Source organism: Nocardia sp. NPDC050408 (assembly GCF_044458905.1).
Lineage (GTDB): Bacteria > Actinomycetota > Actinomycetes > Mycobacteriales > Mycobacteriaceae > Nocardia.
The window spans coordinates 41,558-58,656 of record NZ_JBITIL010000032.1; the positions used below are offsets into that span (position 1 = coordinate 41,558).

The window sequence follows — 17,099 nt, forward strand, 5'->3', positions numbered from 1 at the left end:
GCGGGAGCGGCAAGGGGTGAACGTCGCCTCGGTCTGCCAAAGTGGTTCGCAGCCTTGTGATTTCGTCGTGCTGCGCCGCGAGGCGTGAGATGGCTGTCTTCTTGAAGTCGGACAGCACACCCTGCCTGCGGCAACGCTGGGACCAGGGTGCACGAATGCGCTACGCCTACTTGAGGAGCTGCGGGAACGCGCCTACACCGGCAGCCATCGGTCGGTGCGGCGGCTGGTAGAGACCTGGCGCGACGTCACCCCATCAGCAGCTGTGAACACCCTGGCGGCACCTCGTGACGTCGCCGGCTGGATGATGCGACCGGCCACCGCTCCGACATCCGGTCAGTCTGCGAATTGCTCACGCAGACCGTGCGACAGCCAGCCCGGCCCTCACGGAATATCACGATCACCTGCCGCCGGTGCCCATGTTCGCTGAATCGGAAAGTCAGCTTGAGTTTGTTGTGCAGGAACCACATTCGGTGGATCAGTTGCTCGGAGTGCTGGTCGGGTCCAGCCTAGCCTCACGCTCGACCTGCTGATGGACCTTGTGGCTAGCGTCGATCGCCAGCTCAAGAATCTCGACAACTGACTATATTTTGACGCTGTTCGCGCCGGTCGGGCTGTGGTGTTGGGGTGCACCTCAACTAGACAAATGGAATTTGAGCCCTCGATTACTCAGACCGGCCGATTATCCGCAGCAGCCAGTCGCTCGCGCAACCCGCGAACAATCTGAGCATCGTGGTCGAACACCCGCTCCACAACAGGGAGCAACTGTTCGTAGAGGGTGATCGCCTCACCCGTGCGCCCTAGCGACAGATAGGCGCGAGCCAGGTTGTGGCAGGTGCTCAAGGTGTCGGGGTGCTCGGCGCCCAGCAGCCGCTTCCGATCGGGGAGCACCTGTTCGTAGAGGGTGATCGCCTCGTCCGCTCGCCCCACCGCCCGATAGGCGCCAGCCAGATTGTGGCGGGTGGTCAAGGTACCCGGGTGCTCGGCGCCCAGCACTCGCTCCCGATCGGGGAGCAACCGCTCGAGCAGGGCGATCGCCTCACCCGGTCGGCCCGCCGTCCGATAGGCGCCAGCCAGGTTGTAGCGGGTGCTCAAGGTGTCGGGGTGCTCGGCGCCCAGCACTCGCTCCCGATCGGGGAGTAACCGCTCGAGCAGGGCGATCGCCTCACCCGGCCGCCCCGCACTCCGATAGGCGTCGGCGAGGTTGTGGCGGGTACTCAAAATGTGGCGGTGCTCGGCACCGAGGTGGGTTTCGGCGTCGAGGAGTGTTCGGCGGGTGTAGTCGATCGCTCGGCGAGGTCCGCGGCCGCGGTCAGCTGATTGCTAGCCCAGATCCGTGCATTGACCACGCGGGCTGTGTTTGTCGGGGTCGAGGCCGGTCAGCCCGGTGGCGGTGATGGCGTCGATGTGGTCGATAAGCCCAGCGCCTTCGATCCGGCGCTGCCAAGCCTGACCACGGTCGAACAGGCCGGGTTCGATCACGTCGAGGGCATTGCCCAGCAACCGCGCCCGGGCCTGGTCACTGTCGGCGCGGTCGCGTATGACGCGGGCGACGAGCCGGTGCATCACGACCGCGGTCCGATCAACCGAGCGAGTGAGCAAACTAGCTTGCACGCAACGGGCCACGGCTTCATCGCGGCGCCCGCCATAATCGGGCAGCAGGTCGCGGGCCACACCCGCAGGCGAAAGCATCGCAACGAGTTCAAGGACGCCTCGGACCGCGGTATCCAAGGCGGGGTCACCACTGGAGGCTTCGGTGGTAGCGATCGACAGTAGGATCGCCCGATGCACCTGCAAGGGGTATTCGTGCCCCGCTATCCGGGTGAACGCCTGGTCCCCGAATCCGGCAAGCAACCCCAGATACGTCTCGTAGTCGATACCCAGACGGTCGATCGTGGCCGCGGCCTGGGTCAACGCCAAGGGCAGATCACCCAGTTCCCTGCCCACCCGATCCGCACCGTCGGTATCGGCGAGCTTGGTGGCTTTCTTCAGATAGCGCAGCGATTCACGGCGGGTGTAGACCGTGAGATCCAGTGCGGCGCCCAGGGTGGTGAAGGCGTGTTCGGTGCTGGTGATCACCACCTTGATCCCGGTCGCGGCCGGTAGAAACGCTTTGACCTCATCGGGTGCGGTGGCATTGTCCAGCACCAGCAATCCCGCCACCGGGCGTCCGGTCCAGAACTCGCGCAACCGGTGCGCCGAGATCTCCGAATCACCATTGGGGTCATCCACACCCAGACGCTGCGCGATCGCTGCCAGCCCTTCCAACAACACACCCCGGGATTCAGCGTTGCCCCACCCCACCAACCCCTCACCATCACCGGTCAACACCTCGCGGGCATAAGCGGCGGCAAGCTCGGTTTTACCGACACCCCGCATCCCTGTCACCACCACGACGACCGGCGAACGGTGCACCAGCTTGCGTAACCGGCCCAACGGCGCACGAGTGATGAAGTCGACCGGCTGCTGCGGAACCATACCGGGTGGCCTGTCCCCGGTGAATGAGTCCGTCCAGTTTTAGGGTCCTTGTTGGCCCTGGTTGGGTCTGGAAGGGACACTGAAGGACATGGCAGGACGGAAACGGCATTCCGCGGAGGACATCGTGCGGAAGCTGCGCCGTGCCGACGAGCTCGCCGCGGAAGGGCGGACGGGCGAACAGATCGCCGCTGACCTCGAAGTATCGGCTGCGACACTCGACAACTGGCGCCGCCAGTACGGTGGCATGGATACCGATGCGGCGAAAGAGCTCAAAGAGCTGCGCGAACAGAACGCGAGGTTGAAGCGGCTACTCGCCGATGCGGAGTTGGAGAAAGACGCGCTGCGCGAGATTTCGCGGGGAAAATTCTGAGCCCAGCCGCCAAGCGGCGCGCCGCCGACATGCTTCAACAGGCTATGGGCATGTCGGAACGGTTCGCGTGCAAGGTAGTTGGGCTGCACAGATCCACGTATCGGCGGCTGCCGGCCGCGCAAACACCCGCCGATCCTGACGCCGGTGCGCGGGCATGGCTGCGTTCGTATGCTGGCAAACATCCGTGCCACGGGTTCCGGCGGGCATGGGCGGCACTGCGGTTCGACGAGGGCTTCCCGGTGAACAAGAAGCGGGTCCATCGGCTCTGGCGTGAAGAAGGTCTGCAGGTCCGTGCGCATTCGCCACGGAAACGGGCCGGGCAATCCTCGGTGCCGGTGGTCGACGCCGATGCTCGCAAGACGGTGTGGGCGTTGGACTTCCAGTTCGATTCGACCGTCGACGGGCGGGCGGTGAAGATCGCGTCGATGGTCGACGAACACACCCGCGAGTCGCTACTGCACGTCGTGGAACGGTCGATCACCGCCGAGCGGCTGGTCGCCGAGCTGCAGCGCGTGTTCACTGCCACCGGCGGGCCACCGAAGGTACTACGCATGGACAACGGCCCGGAGATGATTTCGGCTGCGCTGCAACAGTTCTGCGTTGATCGCGTCGGGATCGTCTACATCCCACCCGGAACACCTTGGAACAACGGCTACATCGAGTCGTTCAACCGGCGGCTGCGGCATGAATGCCTCAATCGCAACCATTGGACCAGCCTGCTCGAAGCCCGGGTCGTGATCGGCGACTTCAAAACCGACCACAACCACCGGCACCGACACTCGGCACTGAGCTACCTGACACCGGCCGAGTACGCTGCCACCTGCAGCCACACCCATCACCCCGTGGTCTGCGAGATGAACTGAAACCGATCGACCCCGGACTCAAAGACCGGATGGTCGCATCATCGGGGACCGGCCACGGGCGCGGCCATCGATGTTCTGAGTTCTGACTGCCGGATCCTACGCCGCCCACACACGCCACTCCAGCGATACCGAAACCAGCGTTGATGCTTGAAAAATGCGACAGGCCAACGCCATCCGCATCAGGCTGAGCATGCACCACACCCCGTCCGCGTGTAGCCACTTCGAACATCAGTGCACGCGACTTCGAACATCGACAGCACCCATTGATCGATGTCTTCACTTAGCCTGCCACTCACCAGATGCGTACGGGCAAGAGCAGTTCCGCCAATGAAGTGCACCCGATCACCGAACCCGCGGCTGATTGCCGCTAGCAGATGGGAGATCAGATGGTCGCGTTCGACCTGCTCCGGGGAACCCCGAATCGCACTGCGACACTGTCACGTTCGCCGAAACTCATGCCCCGACCCAACCTTCCACACGTCGAAGTGCCGCGCCCAGACGGTGATCTGCAGCGAGCTGTGTAAGTCTCGACAAATCTCTACCGCGGTAGAGCGTCGCGATCGCCGAACGAACCTCCGCCTCGGCATTGCCCAGCTCCGGGCGACGGGCAAGATCGAGTACGGTCTATTCCGGAGTAGTGACCAGCGCTGGGCCCAGTGGCGTTTCGACGCGCTCAGCGTCGAGTGTGTCGGTATCACGACGGACGAAACGAACCTGCGCCGAGCGGTCTGTCAGTGCGATCGGCCGGTGTTGGTTCGGAACCGCGATCACCGCCGTCGCCAGCCCACGAGGTACGGCTCCCAGCATGCGCGCTGCGCTGATACCCATGACAATCGCCTGATCCGGCCCGTAAATCGACGACGCAATACCTGCGGCGGCTGCCTCGAGCCCAGGCAGCCAGGTCCGGCCGACGAAGTCCGGCGGGACGATGATGTAGTAGCCGTGAGCAACGCGGTGCAGCACACCTTGACCGACAAGCCGCGCGACCCTCGGGCCGCGGCTGAGCGTAGATGCCAGCCAAGTCCTGCGGCCGCACGGTCCGAAGCGGTGCCCGCCAGAGTTCACTGGGCAACAAGGTGTTGCGACGCCCAGCCACCAGCACCACCTCCCAGAGAGTATGCATTTAGTAGGCTATTAACCACTGAAATGCATACTACTGGCCGGCTGTCCCTGAACCCTGCCGATCGGCGATCCACGTCTACGGGACGACCCCAGCAACGACCCACCCGCCACTAGGAAGTCTCAACGCCAATGACCCCCTGGCGCTTGCCGCCGCGCAGGGCGAAATCAACCTCGATAACCACTCGGCCAGCAAGAAGATGCTGGTCGGTCCTGTTCCCATCTATACCGCGCCCCGCCGGGGCACCACCGACCTTGACCTTTCACCAGGTCAGGCAGGGTACCCACATCAAGTACCCGACCACCGCATCAGAGAAACCCCAGGTCGCCGGTCGCAGGTTCGCATCATGGGGGGTTGCTGTCAGCTCGAGCACCCCAGCTCAGAGCACCGAAAGAACAGGATGCCAGCTCAGCCGACCTCCGAAGATGGCCTTGGCGTAGAGATCCTCCACCCGGACTGCACGACGACTAGGCCGGCGGGAGCGGTTGCGCCCTCCCCCGGACCACGATCATGTGATCCCGCGGCGTCCACCCATCCCGCCACACAGGAACCGCCACACTCGTATCGCTGACACCGAGATCCTCACGGGCGGCCACACTGAAGTCCTTACGCAGACGGTAAGCCTCTCGAACAATCAGCAACCAATCATCATCACCGGCGAGCTCTCCGTACGCGAACCATTCCAAAGTCCATGTGCACCTGTTGAGTTCATCCCCTATCGCCACCGCGTTCGGACTGCCCAGCAACTGCACCTCCTGCCACCGCTGAATGCGCTCACGCTCGAGCTCACCGAGCTGAACAATGCCCTCCTGCAACGAGATCCCGTACGTGTCGGTCTCGCCCGCTCGTATCCTGACCAAACGGCCAGCCAAGGTGTGCATCCCCCTGGTGACGATCAGGAACTCCGAATACACCTGCAATCGACGCTCATCCCACCGCGCAGCCTGACTCCGATTCCACTTCGACCGCTCGTTGACGTAAGAGGCGAGAAAGGTGATCCCACCGCCGATCACAACCCCACCCAACGTGCCGAGCAATTGAGACAACACGGCCAAATACTATCCGTGGCAACGGATTAACTACAGACTTTGGTGTCGACCCATGAGACGACCCACTAGCTCCAGCCCCCGCCAGGCACACCAGCGGGCTCTATACGCGAACCGTGCGAACGCGATCACAACCACCAGTGGAACGCACCCCGGCTAGCATTCGAGCACGGCCGCCTCGCAAGCGGCCATAAGCTCACGCTATCAGTCGATCTGTTCGATGTTCGAGCTTCTGAGGCCCACTGCCTATCGCAATGGAAATTCGGCTTCAATAGTCAGCTCTCCACGAAGAAGAAGATGCTGGTCGGTACGGTTCGCATCTGTGGATGATCCCGCCGAGGGCACGAACCTGCGACGTTCAACCGACCGGGCCGTCGAGCCAGAGGCGACAGGCCGATGGGCCATACCCACAGGCGAAACGGTGACAGCGCCTCAGGAAGTTTGGCCCGGAATTCTTGGCGTATTTTTGGTAGCAGCCCGCAGACTAAAACAGGTCAGGCACGGTGACCGTGCCTGACCTGGTAGTTATGCTCCCCATCTGGACTCGAACCAGAAACCTGCCGTTTCTGAGTAGGCGATGTTTCTGAGTTCCTGACAGTTCCCAATAGTGCCCGTGAGCTGCATGGATGCCGAAAATTAAGATCCCAACAAATCCCGTTGAATCCAGTCAATTCCCACTGAAAGCGTGACGTTTGCGTGTCGTTGGTCGAGTCGTCCCTCACAGAGTCTGCCGTTCACCGCGATGGCAGACGACGTCCGCACGCAGGGCGAGGATCGAAAAGGGCATAGCCCCTACAGGCGGCGCCGCTTGCACCATGAACCCCGCCTGCAACCCGGCACGAGTTCCCGAAGACTCTCCGGCATGTCGCCGACCGACACGCCGACCCATTGATGACTTTGGCAATCTACTAGCAATTTATAGATCCAGCTGGTCCAGAAGCTCGGTCAGTGATGGCACGCGGCGGTTTCCTCCTGTTGAGAGCATGAGCAACTGCAGACGACGTTTCCCCGCCGCGAAGGTTCGAACGGATCTGCCAGTGGTTCCTGATCCACGACCCGTCCTACGCCAGCGAACTCGACCACGCCGTCACCAGCTACCAGCACGGCGAGTCGCTGAACCGCATTGGCGACCGGTTGAACGTCGCCCACACCACCGTTCGGTCGGCACTCGAGCGCCGTGGAATCCCAAGACGTGATAGCCACGGCCGGTCCCGGTGACCGTGCCGGTAGCAGAACAAAATTCGGATATCCGCTGGCTCGCTTATATCCCACCCGGCAGCCAGGTCACCTGCTTGTTGTCAGCCAGCGCTGGGGATCTAGGACCGTCCCCCGAAGACGGTGATGTCGTCCAATGCGTCTTCAACGCGACCACCGATGATCGGGTCGTTGACGAGTTCGCGTAGCGCAGGAACGACGCGGTCGGTGTCGATGGCCCTGTGAATACGCGCGATGTGTCCCAGGGCCGTCACCGCACCGGAGCGAACATTGGGGTCCGGATTCTCGAGCAGGGCGAGCGCGCGGTCGGTGACCCATCCGCCATCAGGGTCGTGAAGAGCCAACCGCAGTATGGCCTGCGAAACCGCCAGGTTGTCCTCCGAATCGAGCATCGCGATCGCCTCGTTCCGGCCGATCGGTTCGAGGCTTTGGTACGTACTCACAGCGGCTTGCCCTTCCTGTTCACCACGCCCGCCTTGATCAAGGCGTTCTGCATCTCCTGTGTCAGCTCGTCCCATGCACGTTTGTGGCCATGGAAGATCCCCGATTCCGGATACGTCTCATCGAACACGTCGAACTCCCCAGTTTCGGAGTCCAAGCCTACGCGGCGGGAGGAGGTGGGCTTGATCTGTAAAGACTTGTCCAGTGTCTCCTGCGGATGCGTCGGCTCCGGCGCAGCGTTACCTCGTTGCTCTGGACCATGTTTCGGAGAAGGCTCGAAGGTCAGCTTCTTCTCTTCACCATCGATTGCGACCTTCAACGCGATGATCGCCGCGAGCTTGGCGAGGGACTCGGTGAGATCGGGGACCTTGCCGAAGGCGTCGATAACGCCGACGGCGACGCTCGCGGCCAGCGTGATCTCGAGGATCTGGAAGAGACGTTTCGTCGTGTAGAGGCCGCGCAGGGTCGCGATCGTGTCCTCGACCGCGAGGGCGACACCACCGCCGGCGACAGCGATACTCCCGCCGAAGCTGAAGATCGCACCAACGATGGCGCCGGTGACCAACAGCCCGACAGCCCAGGCGAAGGTCGTCATCGCCGTCTTGATACCGTCACCGACTTCGACTGTCGAGCTGTGATAATCCGCGACAGGGGCGGCGACGTTGGTGGACGCGGAGACCAGGAGGTCGGCGCTGGATTTCAGTGTGCCGAAATGTTCCTGGATGATCGTGCGGTTCTCGGTGGCGTCCATGTCGTCGAACAACGCGGCGATCGTGGCGATCTTCGCGGGTGCGCCGGTGATGGTGGCGTGGGTGGAGAAGGTCTTCCACGTGGTGGCGGCCTTCGACAGCTTGTCGACGTCGCCGTTGGGAAGTTTCTCGAAGGTGCCAACGATCTTCGAGGTGAGTTCGTTGAAGAATTCCTCGACGCCACCGTTGTGTTTGACGCCGTCGCCGTTGTCATGAACCGAGGTCGGGATGGTGACCTTGTACTCGGATACCTGTTGCAGAGGCGGGCTTTCAGGGTTGGCGTTGTCGGCCTTCCCGTACTTGTACCCGTTGGCGTAGAGAATGTTGCCGAGATTGGTGAGCGCATCGGCCAGGTCGGTGCAGGTCTGCATCGTGTCCCGGGCGTAACGGTCGTACGCCTCGCCCCACTGTTTGCAGCCGGGAGCGTCACCGGCCATACCTGCGCACTCGCCTTTGACCGCGTCGTGCACGGGTTTATCGGCGTGCCGCAGCTCGCCGGCGAGGTCGTGGCATTGCTTGGCGGCCTCGTAGTAGGTCCGCCAGTTGACCTTCACCGCTCATCCCCCTCGGAGCATCTTCAAGTTCTCCTCGACCGCGGTCGTGTAGCCGGTGTGTGCCTTGCGCGCCACCTCGCTGATATCGCGGGCACCTTCGGCGAATTCTCTTGCCCCGGCTGCCCATTCACGATGAGCATCCGAATATGCCTGCGCGGCAACACCGTCCCAACCCGTTCCCGCCAAGGTCGCGACCTTGGCGTCGATCGCATCGAGATGTTCGGCGATAGCGCTGGCGAGGGCGGACAGACGGATCGCGACCTCATCCAGGTGGTCCAGGTCGACCTCGAACTCCTCTGAACTCATGGCAGGTCCAAGCTCGACGTACTCGCGCTATAGAGCACTTCCGCGTTGCTGCCATCGAGGTTTTCATACGTTGAGGCTGTGACCCCGAGCTTTTCAGCCAACCCGGCCAGCGCGGTGATGATCTGGCCACCGCCGTCGCGGATGTCGTTCCAGCCATCGGCGAACTCGTTGGCCAAGTTGCCCTTCCACGTTCCGTTGACCAGCGACTCGACGTCCCTGGCCGCTGAACCCAGCGCGGTCTGCATCGCGGTGGACAGCTCGTATACTTCCTCCCCCACTTCGCGCACTTTCTCGGGTACCACCGAGAGGTTCTGTCCCGAAGCTGGCGTACCCCCGTCGCTCATGCCGCCGAATACTACCTATCTTTCGGTCAGACCGTCGAGGCTGCTCGCCGCCATGCCCGCACGGACATATGTATTCAGCGCGGAATGCGCCCAGGGTGGACAGTCTGTACACCGATCAGCACACCGCCGCGATCGTGGCTCTGGTTCGGGGAGATAGCGTTGCCGATCGCGATTTGCGCCACGCACAATCCGGTGCTGGTCCGGCGAGCCGCAGAAACCGACGCAACGCTATCTCGCTACTGGGTTGGGGGTCGACTGGTGGTGGAGACGTTGCTGGATGTCCTGCGCTTCTTCGATCGCTGCGATCTGTCACTGGCGCGCATCGGAGAACTCACACCCCGTCCCAGACTCGATATCCACGGTCACCAGTAGATCCGACCCACCCGGTGAGAACCGACGACCAGCAACATCGATGAGCGGCACCGGCTGCATTGTCGTGGTATTCGACCGCGGCGTTTGGCTCGTTACGTGCCCGTGCCCCGGTCAATTTCACGACAACCACTTGAAGTCGCGGACGCTCACGTCGTGCCGAAATATCGGCCCAGCCCACAAATCATGAAGCTCGATGACATGCCGCTTGGAGCGCTGCCTTTTGCTAGTCTGCGGCCAGCATTCGCTCGAGTTCATCCCATCCTTCGGCGCTGGACTGCTGACGGGCTCGCGTCGCGCGCGCGTTCTCGACAGCTAGGCAACCGATCCGCAGTGCCAGTGGAATATTCATGTGACGCAACGCTGTCCAGCGTTGTTTGTCATCCAGTGTGACGAACCGGGTCAGCGTCTTGCCCGCCGCCGCGGCGCCCGCCAATGCGTGCGCGGCGAGGAGAAGTTCAGCACGCAGCCTTTGACGCCGCTCGTCGAGATCGGCGCTGCCAGTAACGACGTACGCTTTCGCATGGATGTGGGTTCGCAGGACGACTTCGGTGGCCAGAACACTCAGCGATGGCGTCAGGACCCCGGATCGCATGTTGAGCCCATTACCCGCCGAAGGGCCGAGGTAGACCGCGTGCGCGAACTTACGCAGATCTCGATTGTCGAGCTCGTACAACAACGATGACCCGGGCAGCGGCAGACTCATCGGTGTCACCAGATCTGCGGCGAGATGCTTGAGCCACAGTACCAACGCCTCCGGGGTGGATTCGACCTCACGGAACTTACCCGATTTCGAGATCGTTTCTTTCTCTCCGTGATCCCAACGCACCCCACGGAATTCGCCGGTGCGGATCTGCCGCAGCGCCTCGAACGGCCGGGCAAGATCGTGTCCGGCAGAGCGGACACGATGTGCTCGCCCGCCGAATCCCGGCCCGGTGTAGTCGATCGGCAGCCGCTTTCCGGCACGTTCCCAGGCCCGCATCTGTTTGGTGCGTCGAATCGGCTCCATCGATTTGACGACGGCACGATCCAGCGCCGAATCGAACCACGCCGCAAGCGCTCCGATGATGCCCGTGACACCAACCGCCAGCAGATCATCGTGATCCCAGGCGATGCGTTGGCGCGCCCGCCAACTCTCGAACTGTGCACGTTGCCCGGGTATGAGAGCGGCGTCGAGATCTATTTCGGACCAACCGGATTCGGCGCGCAGTTGATCGTTGATCTCGGTCATTTCGGCGTAGGAAGCAGGCATCGGCTCGCCGCGAACAATCACCACATCGCCGTCGGTGAGCGCCGATTCGGTGGCGGCCTCGAGCTCGGCCATCCGCCGACTGATGGTATCGAGATTGCGATCAAATGAATCGTCCATCTTAACTCACAGCCGATTCAGGGATGCGGCTGAGCACGACTTCGATTGCACTCTCCACCATTTCGACCTGATCGCGCTCGAGGCGCAGTTCGTCGCGCAGCCGCCGGTTCTCCGCCGTGAGTCGCTTGTTATCGGCGCTGAGGCGCCCGATCCGCGCGATCAGCAACTCACGGTCCGCGACAAGGCTTTCCAACCGTTGATGCAGCGCCAGCACCACCCGTCGACGCTGTTCGTCCCGATCGGTCTGCTCCGCGAGCACAACTCGATTGATCAGATCCAAACGCATCGCCCCGACCACGACCTGTCCGGCGGCCAACGGAGTCCAACGCGCACCGCTCGCGGCTGCACCCGCGACCACGACGCCACTGACACCGGTGACCAATGCCGTACCACCGGCAACACCGAAGCCGCCCGCCGCGATCGCTCCGCCACCGAGGGTAGCCAACCCAGCCGAGGTGGCCGCCGCGCCGGAAAGTCCTGCCGCCGTGCCGATTGCGGTGCCGATCAATGGCGCGGCCCAGCCAGCGGTCGCAACTCCGACACCAAGACCGAGCACACCCGCCGCCGCTACCCGACCCCAACGGACGTTCTTGCGGCGGAGCCGACGGATGAGTGCCTTCTGCTCGGCGAGCATCGCGTCGAGGTCTGATTCCCTCGCATCAGGAAAACCCGCGGTCAATACCCGCAGTATTTCCTGACGAGCCGATGCATTCCACTTGCGCTTGGCGGGCCAGGGATCGAAGAGCACGAGGTCGACCAGCACCAGCAGCGACCGGGGGCGGGAACCGATACTTCGCGGTGCCCGCCGACCGAGATCGGCTACTCGCTGCGCAACGGGAGCGATGCCATTCGACTCGATCTCGGTGACAAGTTCCGATACGAATTGTGTCTTGGCGGTGGAACTTTCGACAGACGACAACTTCGTACACAACCGTGCTACCGCCTCGTCACGAACCACCCGCTTCGCCGAGATCTCGTCCTCGTCCCGGGTTGCCGCCAGATCGGCCTGCATCATCGTGATCTGCATCGTCGCGAGCGCAACAGATTCCGCCCACTCCAATACGAACTGGCCGTTGTCGGGCTCGTCGTCCGTGTTCACCACACTCCCAAGCATTTTCGGTCTGGCCAGTATCACAGAACGCACCGACGACTCCTGGGGTTTCGACCGAACGAACCGTCGCGGCTGCGTATAACGTGCCCGGCATATACCTGTATCTCGTGCCTGCAGACCTGACCATCGACGCGGTCACCGTGCCCATAATCGCTTCTGGTTCGACCCCACCGGTCGCCATCCGCTCAGCCGCGGCGCCGACGGCTGGGGCGTGGCGGTCGAACTCCTCGACTTCGCCGACCACAGTGAACAGCACTGTTTCGCAAGCTGGCCAGCCTCGAAGCACTCGGACCGGACCAAACCGAATGGGCGGCGCGCATGGCGACGCTACACACGGCTCGACGATCCCCGTATCCAACGCAGGACTCACTCAAGGGGCGCTGGCCGCGCCGGTAAACTCCGACGTCGTTGGTCGCCGGACTACGACGCGGCTGTCGCGGCCGAGATCCGTTTGTATCAGCGAAAAGTCACGTCTAGGACCAGTGTGTCGCAGTGGGGGGCCGCGTCTGGTAAACGCATTCTAGGTAGCCGATGTGTGCGCCGCCGATTGCCCACACGCACCCGGAAGGGGCGACGACACGCGAGGCTCCTTCAGCAAAGCAGACACGCCGCTGCAGCGCGTAACAGCGGGCCCGGTGGGAACGGTGTGCACAACGTGAAGCTCGTACGTGGCGGAAACGCTCCAGTTACCGCGTCGACCGTGACCGTGACACTCGAATGGGGGTCCCAGTGCGAGGTTGACCCCCAAGCGCTGCTGCTGACCGAAACTGGAAAGATTCGGACGAACGATGACTTCGTATTCTACAACGCTGCGAAACATCCGACTGGCGCCGTATCGCTGGACGAGTCAGCGGTGGGGCGCGCAAAACTCACTGTCTCCCTGACTAATGTCGAAGGCATCATTTCGCGAATCGTCATTTCTGGATCGGTCGACCGGGGATCGTTCCGAGATGTTTCCGATCTCACGCTGACTGTCCAGGGCACGAACAGCATACCGATCTTGTTCGAGGTCGACCAGCCCGATGCTGTGACAGCGATAGTGCTCGGCGAATTCTACTGACGAAACGGGGCATGGAAATTCCGGGCGGTCGGCCAGGGATGGGCAAGTGGGCTACGTGGACTAGCTGAGGAGTTCGGCGTCGAGGTCGACGACCCGCCCGCCACCCCGCCTCCGGTGGGACCATCCGCTCTTGAGCCCAACTACGCTGCGCCGCAAGAATACCCACCGCATATGGAGCCCGCATGGTATCCGGACTCCATCGATTCGAATCGTCTTCGCTGGTGGAACGGTGCAACCTGGACCGACGAAATCAGGCAGGTGTTTCCAGTAGATCCGGCCATCTGCGAGCGCTGCGGCCGAGCGAAACGAGTGCCGCGTTTCGGTACCCCACCACCGTGTCGCTGGTGTGAGTCCGACGTGAACGGATTCATGGAAATGTGGCGGTCCCAAGCGTGGCAGGTGCTGACCACCTCTGGTCCGCGCGGCACAGGATGGAACGAGCTATGGATCGCCCTCCGCTTCCAGCGGATCCACGAAACAAGCGGTCGGGAAGCATTGCGGCCACTCGCAATCGGCTATCTGGAGCGGATGGTCGCCTTCGCCTTCGCCGATGACGAAATCGAGCAACACGAGTTAGACAGCTTTCAGCAAGCGGTAACTGATCTTCAATTGGCTGTCGATCTGGGCGTCGCCCAATCGCGTGTCAACGAACTTCGACAACGCATGCTCCGTGGCCGATCGCTCACCCAGGTTCGCGCTGGCGAGCTGCCCCGCGTACAACGATCGGACCTACATTTGGAAGCTGACGAAACACCGTACATCGACGTCAACGCAGTACAGATCAAATACACGGCAAGTGGGCCGCGGCACAACAGCGGCAGGATTATCGGCAGTAGCAAGAAGTTCCGATTCGTCGGGGCAGGAGCAGGTACCGAGCTTCCATGGGCGAAAATTGTTTCGATAGCGAGCGAGTACGGGAATATCATTATCTCCGCGACTACGGCCCGCGGCGGTGGAACATACAGCGTCCCAGACCCTGAATATGTTGCGGCCGTGCTCGAAGGGGCATTACGGATAGCGAAGCGACTCGTACTCGCTCCAGGGCAACGGGACACCCGCTCGATACCGCCAAACATAAAAGCCGAAGTCTGGCAAAGAGATGGCGGCAAGTGTTGCCAATGCGGCGATAGCCACTACCTCGAGTTCGATCACGTCATACCGTTGAGTCGAGGCGGCGCGACTAGCGTCGGAAATCTCCAGATCCTCTGCCGCAGATGCAATCTCGAAAAAGGCGCGCGAATCTGATCAGACGCAACCACCACGCTCTGCACAACACCGGCGTGCCAGGTAGAGCAGGATCAAGCTCGACCGCGTTACCGGTGACGCCGATGGCTGCGACAAGCAAGCCAAGGACGCCGATGGCTGCGACAAGCAAGCCAAGGTCGAGAACGCGGGTGATTCGCAGCAGCAAGTCAAGGTAGGCTGGGCTGCTGCGTTCGCCTTCAGGGCAGCGACGACGCCCTGGACTTCGAGGAATCCGTCGAAGGCCGCCGGATCACGTCCGACGCCAACATCGCACAGCTGATGGCCCGAGCGATCGCCACCGAAATCATCGACGAGGCGACGCAGTTGATGGCCGTTTTCGAGCAGGATCTGTGGCCGTGGGTGCGCCGTGTCGGGGATTCGCCCACGCCCGCAGCAGGCGCGGCCCTCAGCCGCATGGACGAAGCAACCGCCAAATGGCAACACCCGTTGGCAGCGATGGCGGAGCTATTCACCCAATGCGAGGCCGCACACCCGAGAGACCGATGACGCGTGGCGCGATCTTGGGTCTTCGAGCTGTACATCGACGACCAGCACCCGATGCCGGGCGTCCGCCTGGGCGTGCTGCCCGGTTGGTCGCTGCAGCGGCGCGTGTGGGGCACGTTCCAGAATGCGCCGACCGCAGGTAAGCAGGCGCGGCGCAAGATCCCTGCCGACGTGCTGGTGATCTTCGAGCTGCCTGTGCGGCTACGGCGTGACCTGCACCGCACCTGGCAACGCCTGACAGCGCTCCGACCCTCCCACGCGGCGTTGGCGCCGGTCACGGCCGACCTTGCCCGCAGCAGCTACGACCAGGGCGCTCACCGCCGCAGCCTCGATGCAATGGCTGCTCGCGCAACGAGATCCATCGGCTGGGACGGCCGGGAACTGTTCCTGCCACAGGCCACCAGCAGCTACCGCCTCTACCGGCAGCTGCGATTCCTACACACCTGGCTGGCCGTGGCGGACTCGGTGGTGGCAACTCTCAATCAGGTCTGCGCACGCCCTGAAGTGTGCGCCGATGCCCCGCTGGCGATCCGTGCCAGTGGCCTGCCCGCGATCGAGGACATCGACCGCTACATGGCCGCAGTCGTCGACGGCAGCCATCACTCGACAGCATCGTTCAGACCGTGTTCCACTCCCGGACGACCTGGCTGCTTCGGGTCGTCGCGCTCGCAATAGGGCATTCCTGGTCGTGCTCATATCACGCCACCTGGCCCGACAACGGAAATGAGCAGTTGGCTAACAGGCACTGAGTACTCCACTCGCACACTGGCATCCTGATCGTCAGAGCCCTCCACGAAAGTGGCGGAACCTCAGGCAATCCGATGTCTCATTATCCTGTTTTGTGGCTCCCAAGTCCTTGCGGCGGTTGGGGAAAACCGCTAGGCCAAGCCGTGTCCTTGTCGTAGTGGCATTCCTCGATGTACGCGTCATCCAGGGTTGTCGGCCTGGTGAAATCCTCGCCGCGGCGCACTCCTAGTCCGGCCATCTTGGCGCCATCGAGGTTCGAGTAGGCGAGTCGTGCGCGCCCCAGATTCGCGCCTTCCAAGTGGGTGTTGCTCAAGTCGGATCCGATGAAGGTGGTGTCTTGCAGATCCGCTGCCACCAACTGGGCATCGGTCAGGTCCGTCAGATAGAACCAAGTCAGTCGAAGGTTGGCACGCATCAAGCTGGCTCCGCGAAGGCAGGCCCCGGAGAGGTCGAGCGGGTATGTGTCAACGCTTCGGCGGCCAATGACTCAGCGCAGCCTGAACATCGGGGCTTGGCCTTGGGGATTCTTCTCGTGTGCATGATTTGCCATTTGGTGCATGGCTGCGCACGAACGAGGCCAGGACGTCAAGGATAGTGGAACGGTCTGGATCCGAATCTCGCGTCAGACGTTCGAGCGAGTAAATGCCGCCGAGTCGAACATCTATGGTCTGGCTGCCCAGTTGCTCGACCGCTTTCGAAAACCTTGTTGTGATCTCGGTCTGTTCTGCGACCCCGGCCTGTTTGTTAGCGATCTCGACCTGTTTGCCAGCAAACTCGAACGAGTGAGCTGTAAACCAAAGGCCCCCAAGAACACCGACCGCTGCTGCGATCGCACCGAGTTTCAGCCAACCGTCCCAGGTCAACACGGCGAGTGTGCGTGTCCTCGCACGGCTGAAGCGGCTCAGCTGCTTCGGCTTGACACTCGCGACGCGCCGCGGTCGCTTCGCGATCGGTCGAGGCCGCATCAACGTTCTTGCCGGTGGCCGACGGCGTGCAGGACGAGGGTTTCTCAATCGTGTTGTGCGAATAGGGATCTTGCGCCGTGGGGCTTGCCGGTTCTGCGGAGAGCTCACGTCGCCCATCTTCCACCTACAGTGAGAACTGGAGGCGCATTGAGGTTGAGTCCAGGAAGATGGTGTACGACCTGAACGCCCTTGCAGCGCAGGGTGTGTCGTAACCAGGAATTGGGTGGCCACCGCGTGATCCTTCAG

At 62.5% G+C, this 17,099-nt stretch carries 18 protein-coding genes and 1 pseudogene; 6 read left to right on the forward strand and 13 right to left on the reverse strand.

From position 1 onward, the window contains the following. Window positions 1-666 precede the first annotated feature (666 nt). Both ACIBJI_RS40480 and ACIBJI_RS40485 read right to left on the reverse strand, forming a co-directional pair. The gene (locus ACIBJI_RS40480) at window positions 667-1,218 is read right to left on the reverse strand and encodes a tetratricopeptide repeat protein (protein ID WP_364357740.1); all 552 of its coding nucleotides are present in this window, start codon (window positions 1,216-1,218) and stop codon (window positions 667-669) included. A 102-nt stretch (window positions 1,219-1,320) separates the two neighbouring features. After that, complete coding sequence (locus ACIBJI_RS40485) at window positions 1,321-2,475, reverse strand: hypothetical protein (protein ID WP_397088395.1); 1,155 nt, start codon at window positions 2,473-2,475, stop codon at window positions 1,321-1,323. Between the two features lie 88 nt (window positions 2,476-2,563). Here ACIBJI_RS40485 and ACIBJI_RS40490 point away from each other — a divergent pair. Next, a protein-coding gene (locus ACIBJI_RS40490; RefSeq protein ID WP_397088397.1) for an IS3 family transposase occupies window positions 2,564-3,708 on the forward strand; the annotation gives its coding sequence in 2 pieces (ribosomal slippage) (window positions 2,564-2,840 and window positions 2,840-3,708; 1,146 coding nt in all). Window positions 3,709-3,974: 266 nt separating this feature from the next. Here the strand turns inward: ACIBJI_RS40490 and ACIBJI_RS40495 are convergent. The 7 genes and pseudogenes from ACIBJI_RS40495 to ACIBJI_RS40525 form a co-directional block, all read right to left on the reverse strand. After that, window positions 3,975-4,165, reverse strand: a pseudogene (locus ACIBJI_RS40495) (nucleotidyl transferase AbiEii/AbiGii toxin family protein); the annotation flags it as partial. 167 nt (window positions 4,166-4,332) lie between these two features. Further along, a complete protein-coding gene (locus tag ACIBJI_RS40500) occupies window positions 4,333-4,671 on the reverse strand; it encodes a hypothetical protein (protein ID WP_364357746.1) in 339 nt (112 codons plus the stop codon). A 624-nt stretch (window positions 4,672-5,295) separates the two neighbouring features. Then, window positions 5,296-5,877 (reverse strand): hypothetical protein, encoded by a 582-nt coding sequence (locus ACIBJI_RS40505; protein ID WP_364357749.1) that lies wholly within the window; start codon window positions 5,875-5,877, stop codon window positions 5,296-5,298. A 1,313-nt stretch (window positions 5,878-7,190) separates the two neighbouring features. Next, window positions 7,191-7,532, reverse strand: a complete 342-nt coding sequence (locus tag ACIBJI_RS40510; protein ID WP_364357752.1) for a HEAT repeat domain-containing protein — start codon at window positions 7,530-7,532, stop codon at window positions 7,191-7,193. After that, window positions 7,529-8,749 carry a hypothetical protein gene (locus tag ACIBJI_RS40515; RefSeq protein ID WP_397088400.1) on the reverse strand — a complete coding sequence of 407 codons (1,221 nt, stop codon included), beginning with the start codon at window positions 8,747-8,749 and terminating at the stop codon, window positions 7,529-7,531. The genes ACIBJI_RS40510 and ACIBJI_RS40515 overlap by 4 nt, the downstream gene beginning before the upstream one ends. Before the next feature lie 87 nt (window positions 8,750-8,836). Beyond that, window positions 8,837-9,139: a WXG100 family type VII secretion target gene (locus tag ACIBJI_RS40520; RefSeq protein WP_396956428.1), complete on the reverse strand. Its 303-nt coding sequence runs from the start codon at window positions 9,137-9,139 to the stop codon at window positions 8,837-8,839. Further along, the gene (locus tag ACIBJI_RS40525) at window positions 9,136-9,483 is read right to left on the reverse strand and encodes a type VII secretion target (protein ID WP_364357761.1); all 348 of its coding nucleotides are present in this window, start codon (window positions 9,481-9,483) and stop codon (window positions 9,136-9,138) included. Before ACIBJI_RS40525 ends, ACIBJI_RS40520 begins: the two co-directional genes overlap by 4 nt. A gap of 159 nt (window positions 9,484-9,642) precedes the next feature. On the opposite strand from ACIBJI_RS40525, the gene ACIBJI_RS40530 reads away from it, so the two are divergent. Next, a complete protein-coding gene (locus tag ACIBJI_RS40530) occupies window positions 9,643-9,855 on the forward strand; it encodes a hypothetical protein (protein WP_364357764.1) in 213 nt (70 codons plus the stop codon). Window positions 9,856-10,078: 223 nt separating this feature from the next. Here ACIBJI_RS40530 and ACIBJI_RS40535 read toward each other — a convergent pair whose 3' ends face one another. Continuing rightward, window positions 10,079-11,221: a hypothetical protein gene (locus ACIBJI_RS40535; protein ID WP_397088403.1), complete on the reverse strand. Its 1,143-nt coding sequence runs from the start codon at window positions 11,219-11,221 to the stop codon at window positions 10,079-10,081. Window position 11,222: 1 nt separating this feature from the next. Continuing rightward, window positions 11,223-12,323 carry a hypothetical protein gene (locus ACIBJI_RS40540; RefSeq protein WP_364357770.1) on the reverse strand — a complete coding sequence of 367 codons (1,101 nt, stop codon included), beginning with the start codon at window positions 12,321-12,323 and terminating at the stop codon, window positions 11,223-11,225. A 664-nt stretch (window positions 12,324-12,987) separates the two neighbouring features. Between ACIBJI_RS40540 and ACIBJI_RS40545 the strand changes: the two genes are divergently transcribed. From ACIBJI_RS40545 to ACIBJI_RS40560, 4 genes are all read left to right on the forward strand, one after another. Beyond that, complete coding sequence (locus ACIBJI_RS40545; protein ID WP_397088406.1) at window positions 12,988-13,392, forward strand: TerD family protein; 405 nt, start codon at window positions 12,988-12,990, stop codon at window positions 13,390-13,392. A 171-nt stretch (window positions 13,393-13,563) separates the two neighbouring features. Next, window positions 13,564-14,637: an HNH endonuclease gene (locus tag ACIBJI_RS40550; RefSeq protein WP_397088408.1), complete on the forward strand. Its 1,074-nt coding sequence runs from the start codon at window positions 13,564-13,566 to the stop codon at window positions 14,635-14,637. Window positions 14,638-14,916: 279 nt separating this feature from the next. Next, window positions 14,917-15,144 (forward strand): hypothetical protein, encoded by a 228-nt coding sequence (locus ACIBJI_RS40555; RefSeq protein ID WP_364357776.1) that lies wholly within the window; start codon window positions 14,917-14,919, stop codon window positions 15,142-15,144. A gap of 3 nt (window positions 15,145-15,147) precedes the next feature. Next, window positions 15,148-15,816 carry a hypothetical protein gene (locus ACIBJI_RS40560; RefSeq protein ID WP_397088410.1) on the forward strand — a complete coding sequence of 223 codons (669 nt, stop codon included), beginning with the start codon at window positions 15,148-15,150 and terminating at the stop codon, window positions 15,814-15,816. A 154-nt stretch (window positions 15,817-15,970) separates the two neighbouring features. On the opposite strand, the gene ACIBJI_RS40565 is transcribed toward ACIBJI_RS40560, so the two are convergent. Beyond that, window positions 15,971-16,372 (reverse strand): pentapeptide repeat-containing protein, encoded by a 402-nt coding sequence (locus ACIBJI_RS40565; protein WP_397088416.1) that lies wholly within the window; start codon window positions 16,370-16,372, stop codon window positions 15,971-15,973. Further along, the gene (locus tag ACIBJI_RS40570; RefSeq protein WP_397088412.1) at window positions 16,353-16,751 is read right to left on the reverse strand and encodes a hypothetical protein; all 399 of its coding nucleotides are present in this window, start codon (window positions 16,749-16,751) and stop codon (window positions 16,353-16,355) included. Before ACIBJI_RS40570 ends, ACIBJI_RS40565 begins: the two co-directional genes overlap by 20 nt. Window positions 16,752-17,099: the final 348 nt, after the last annotated feature.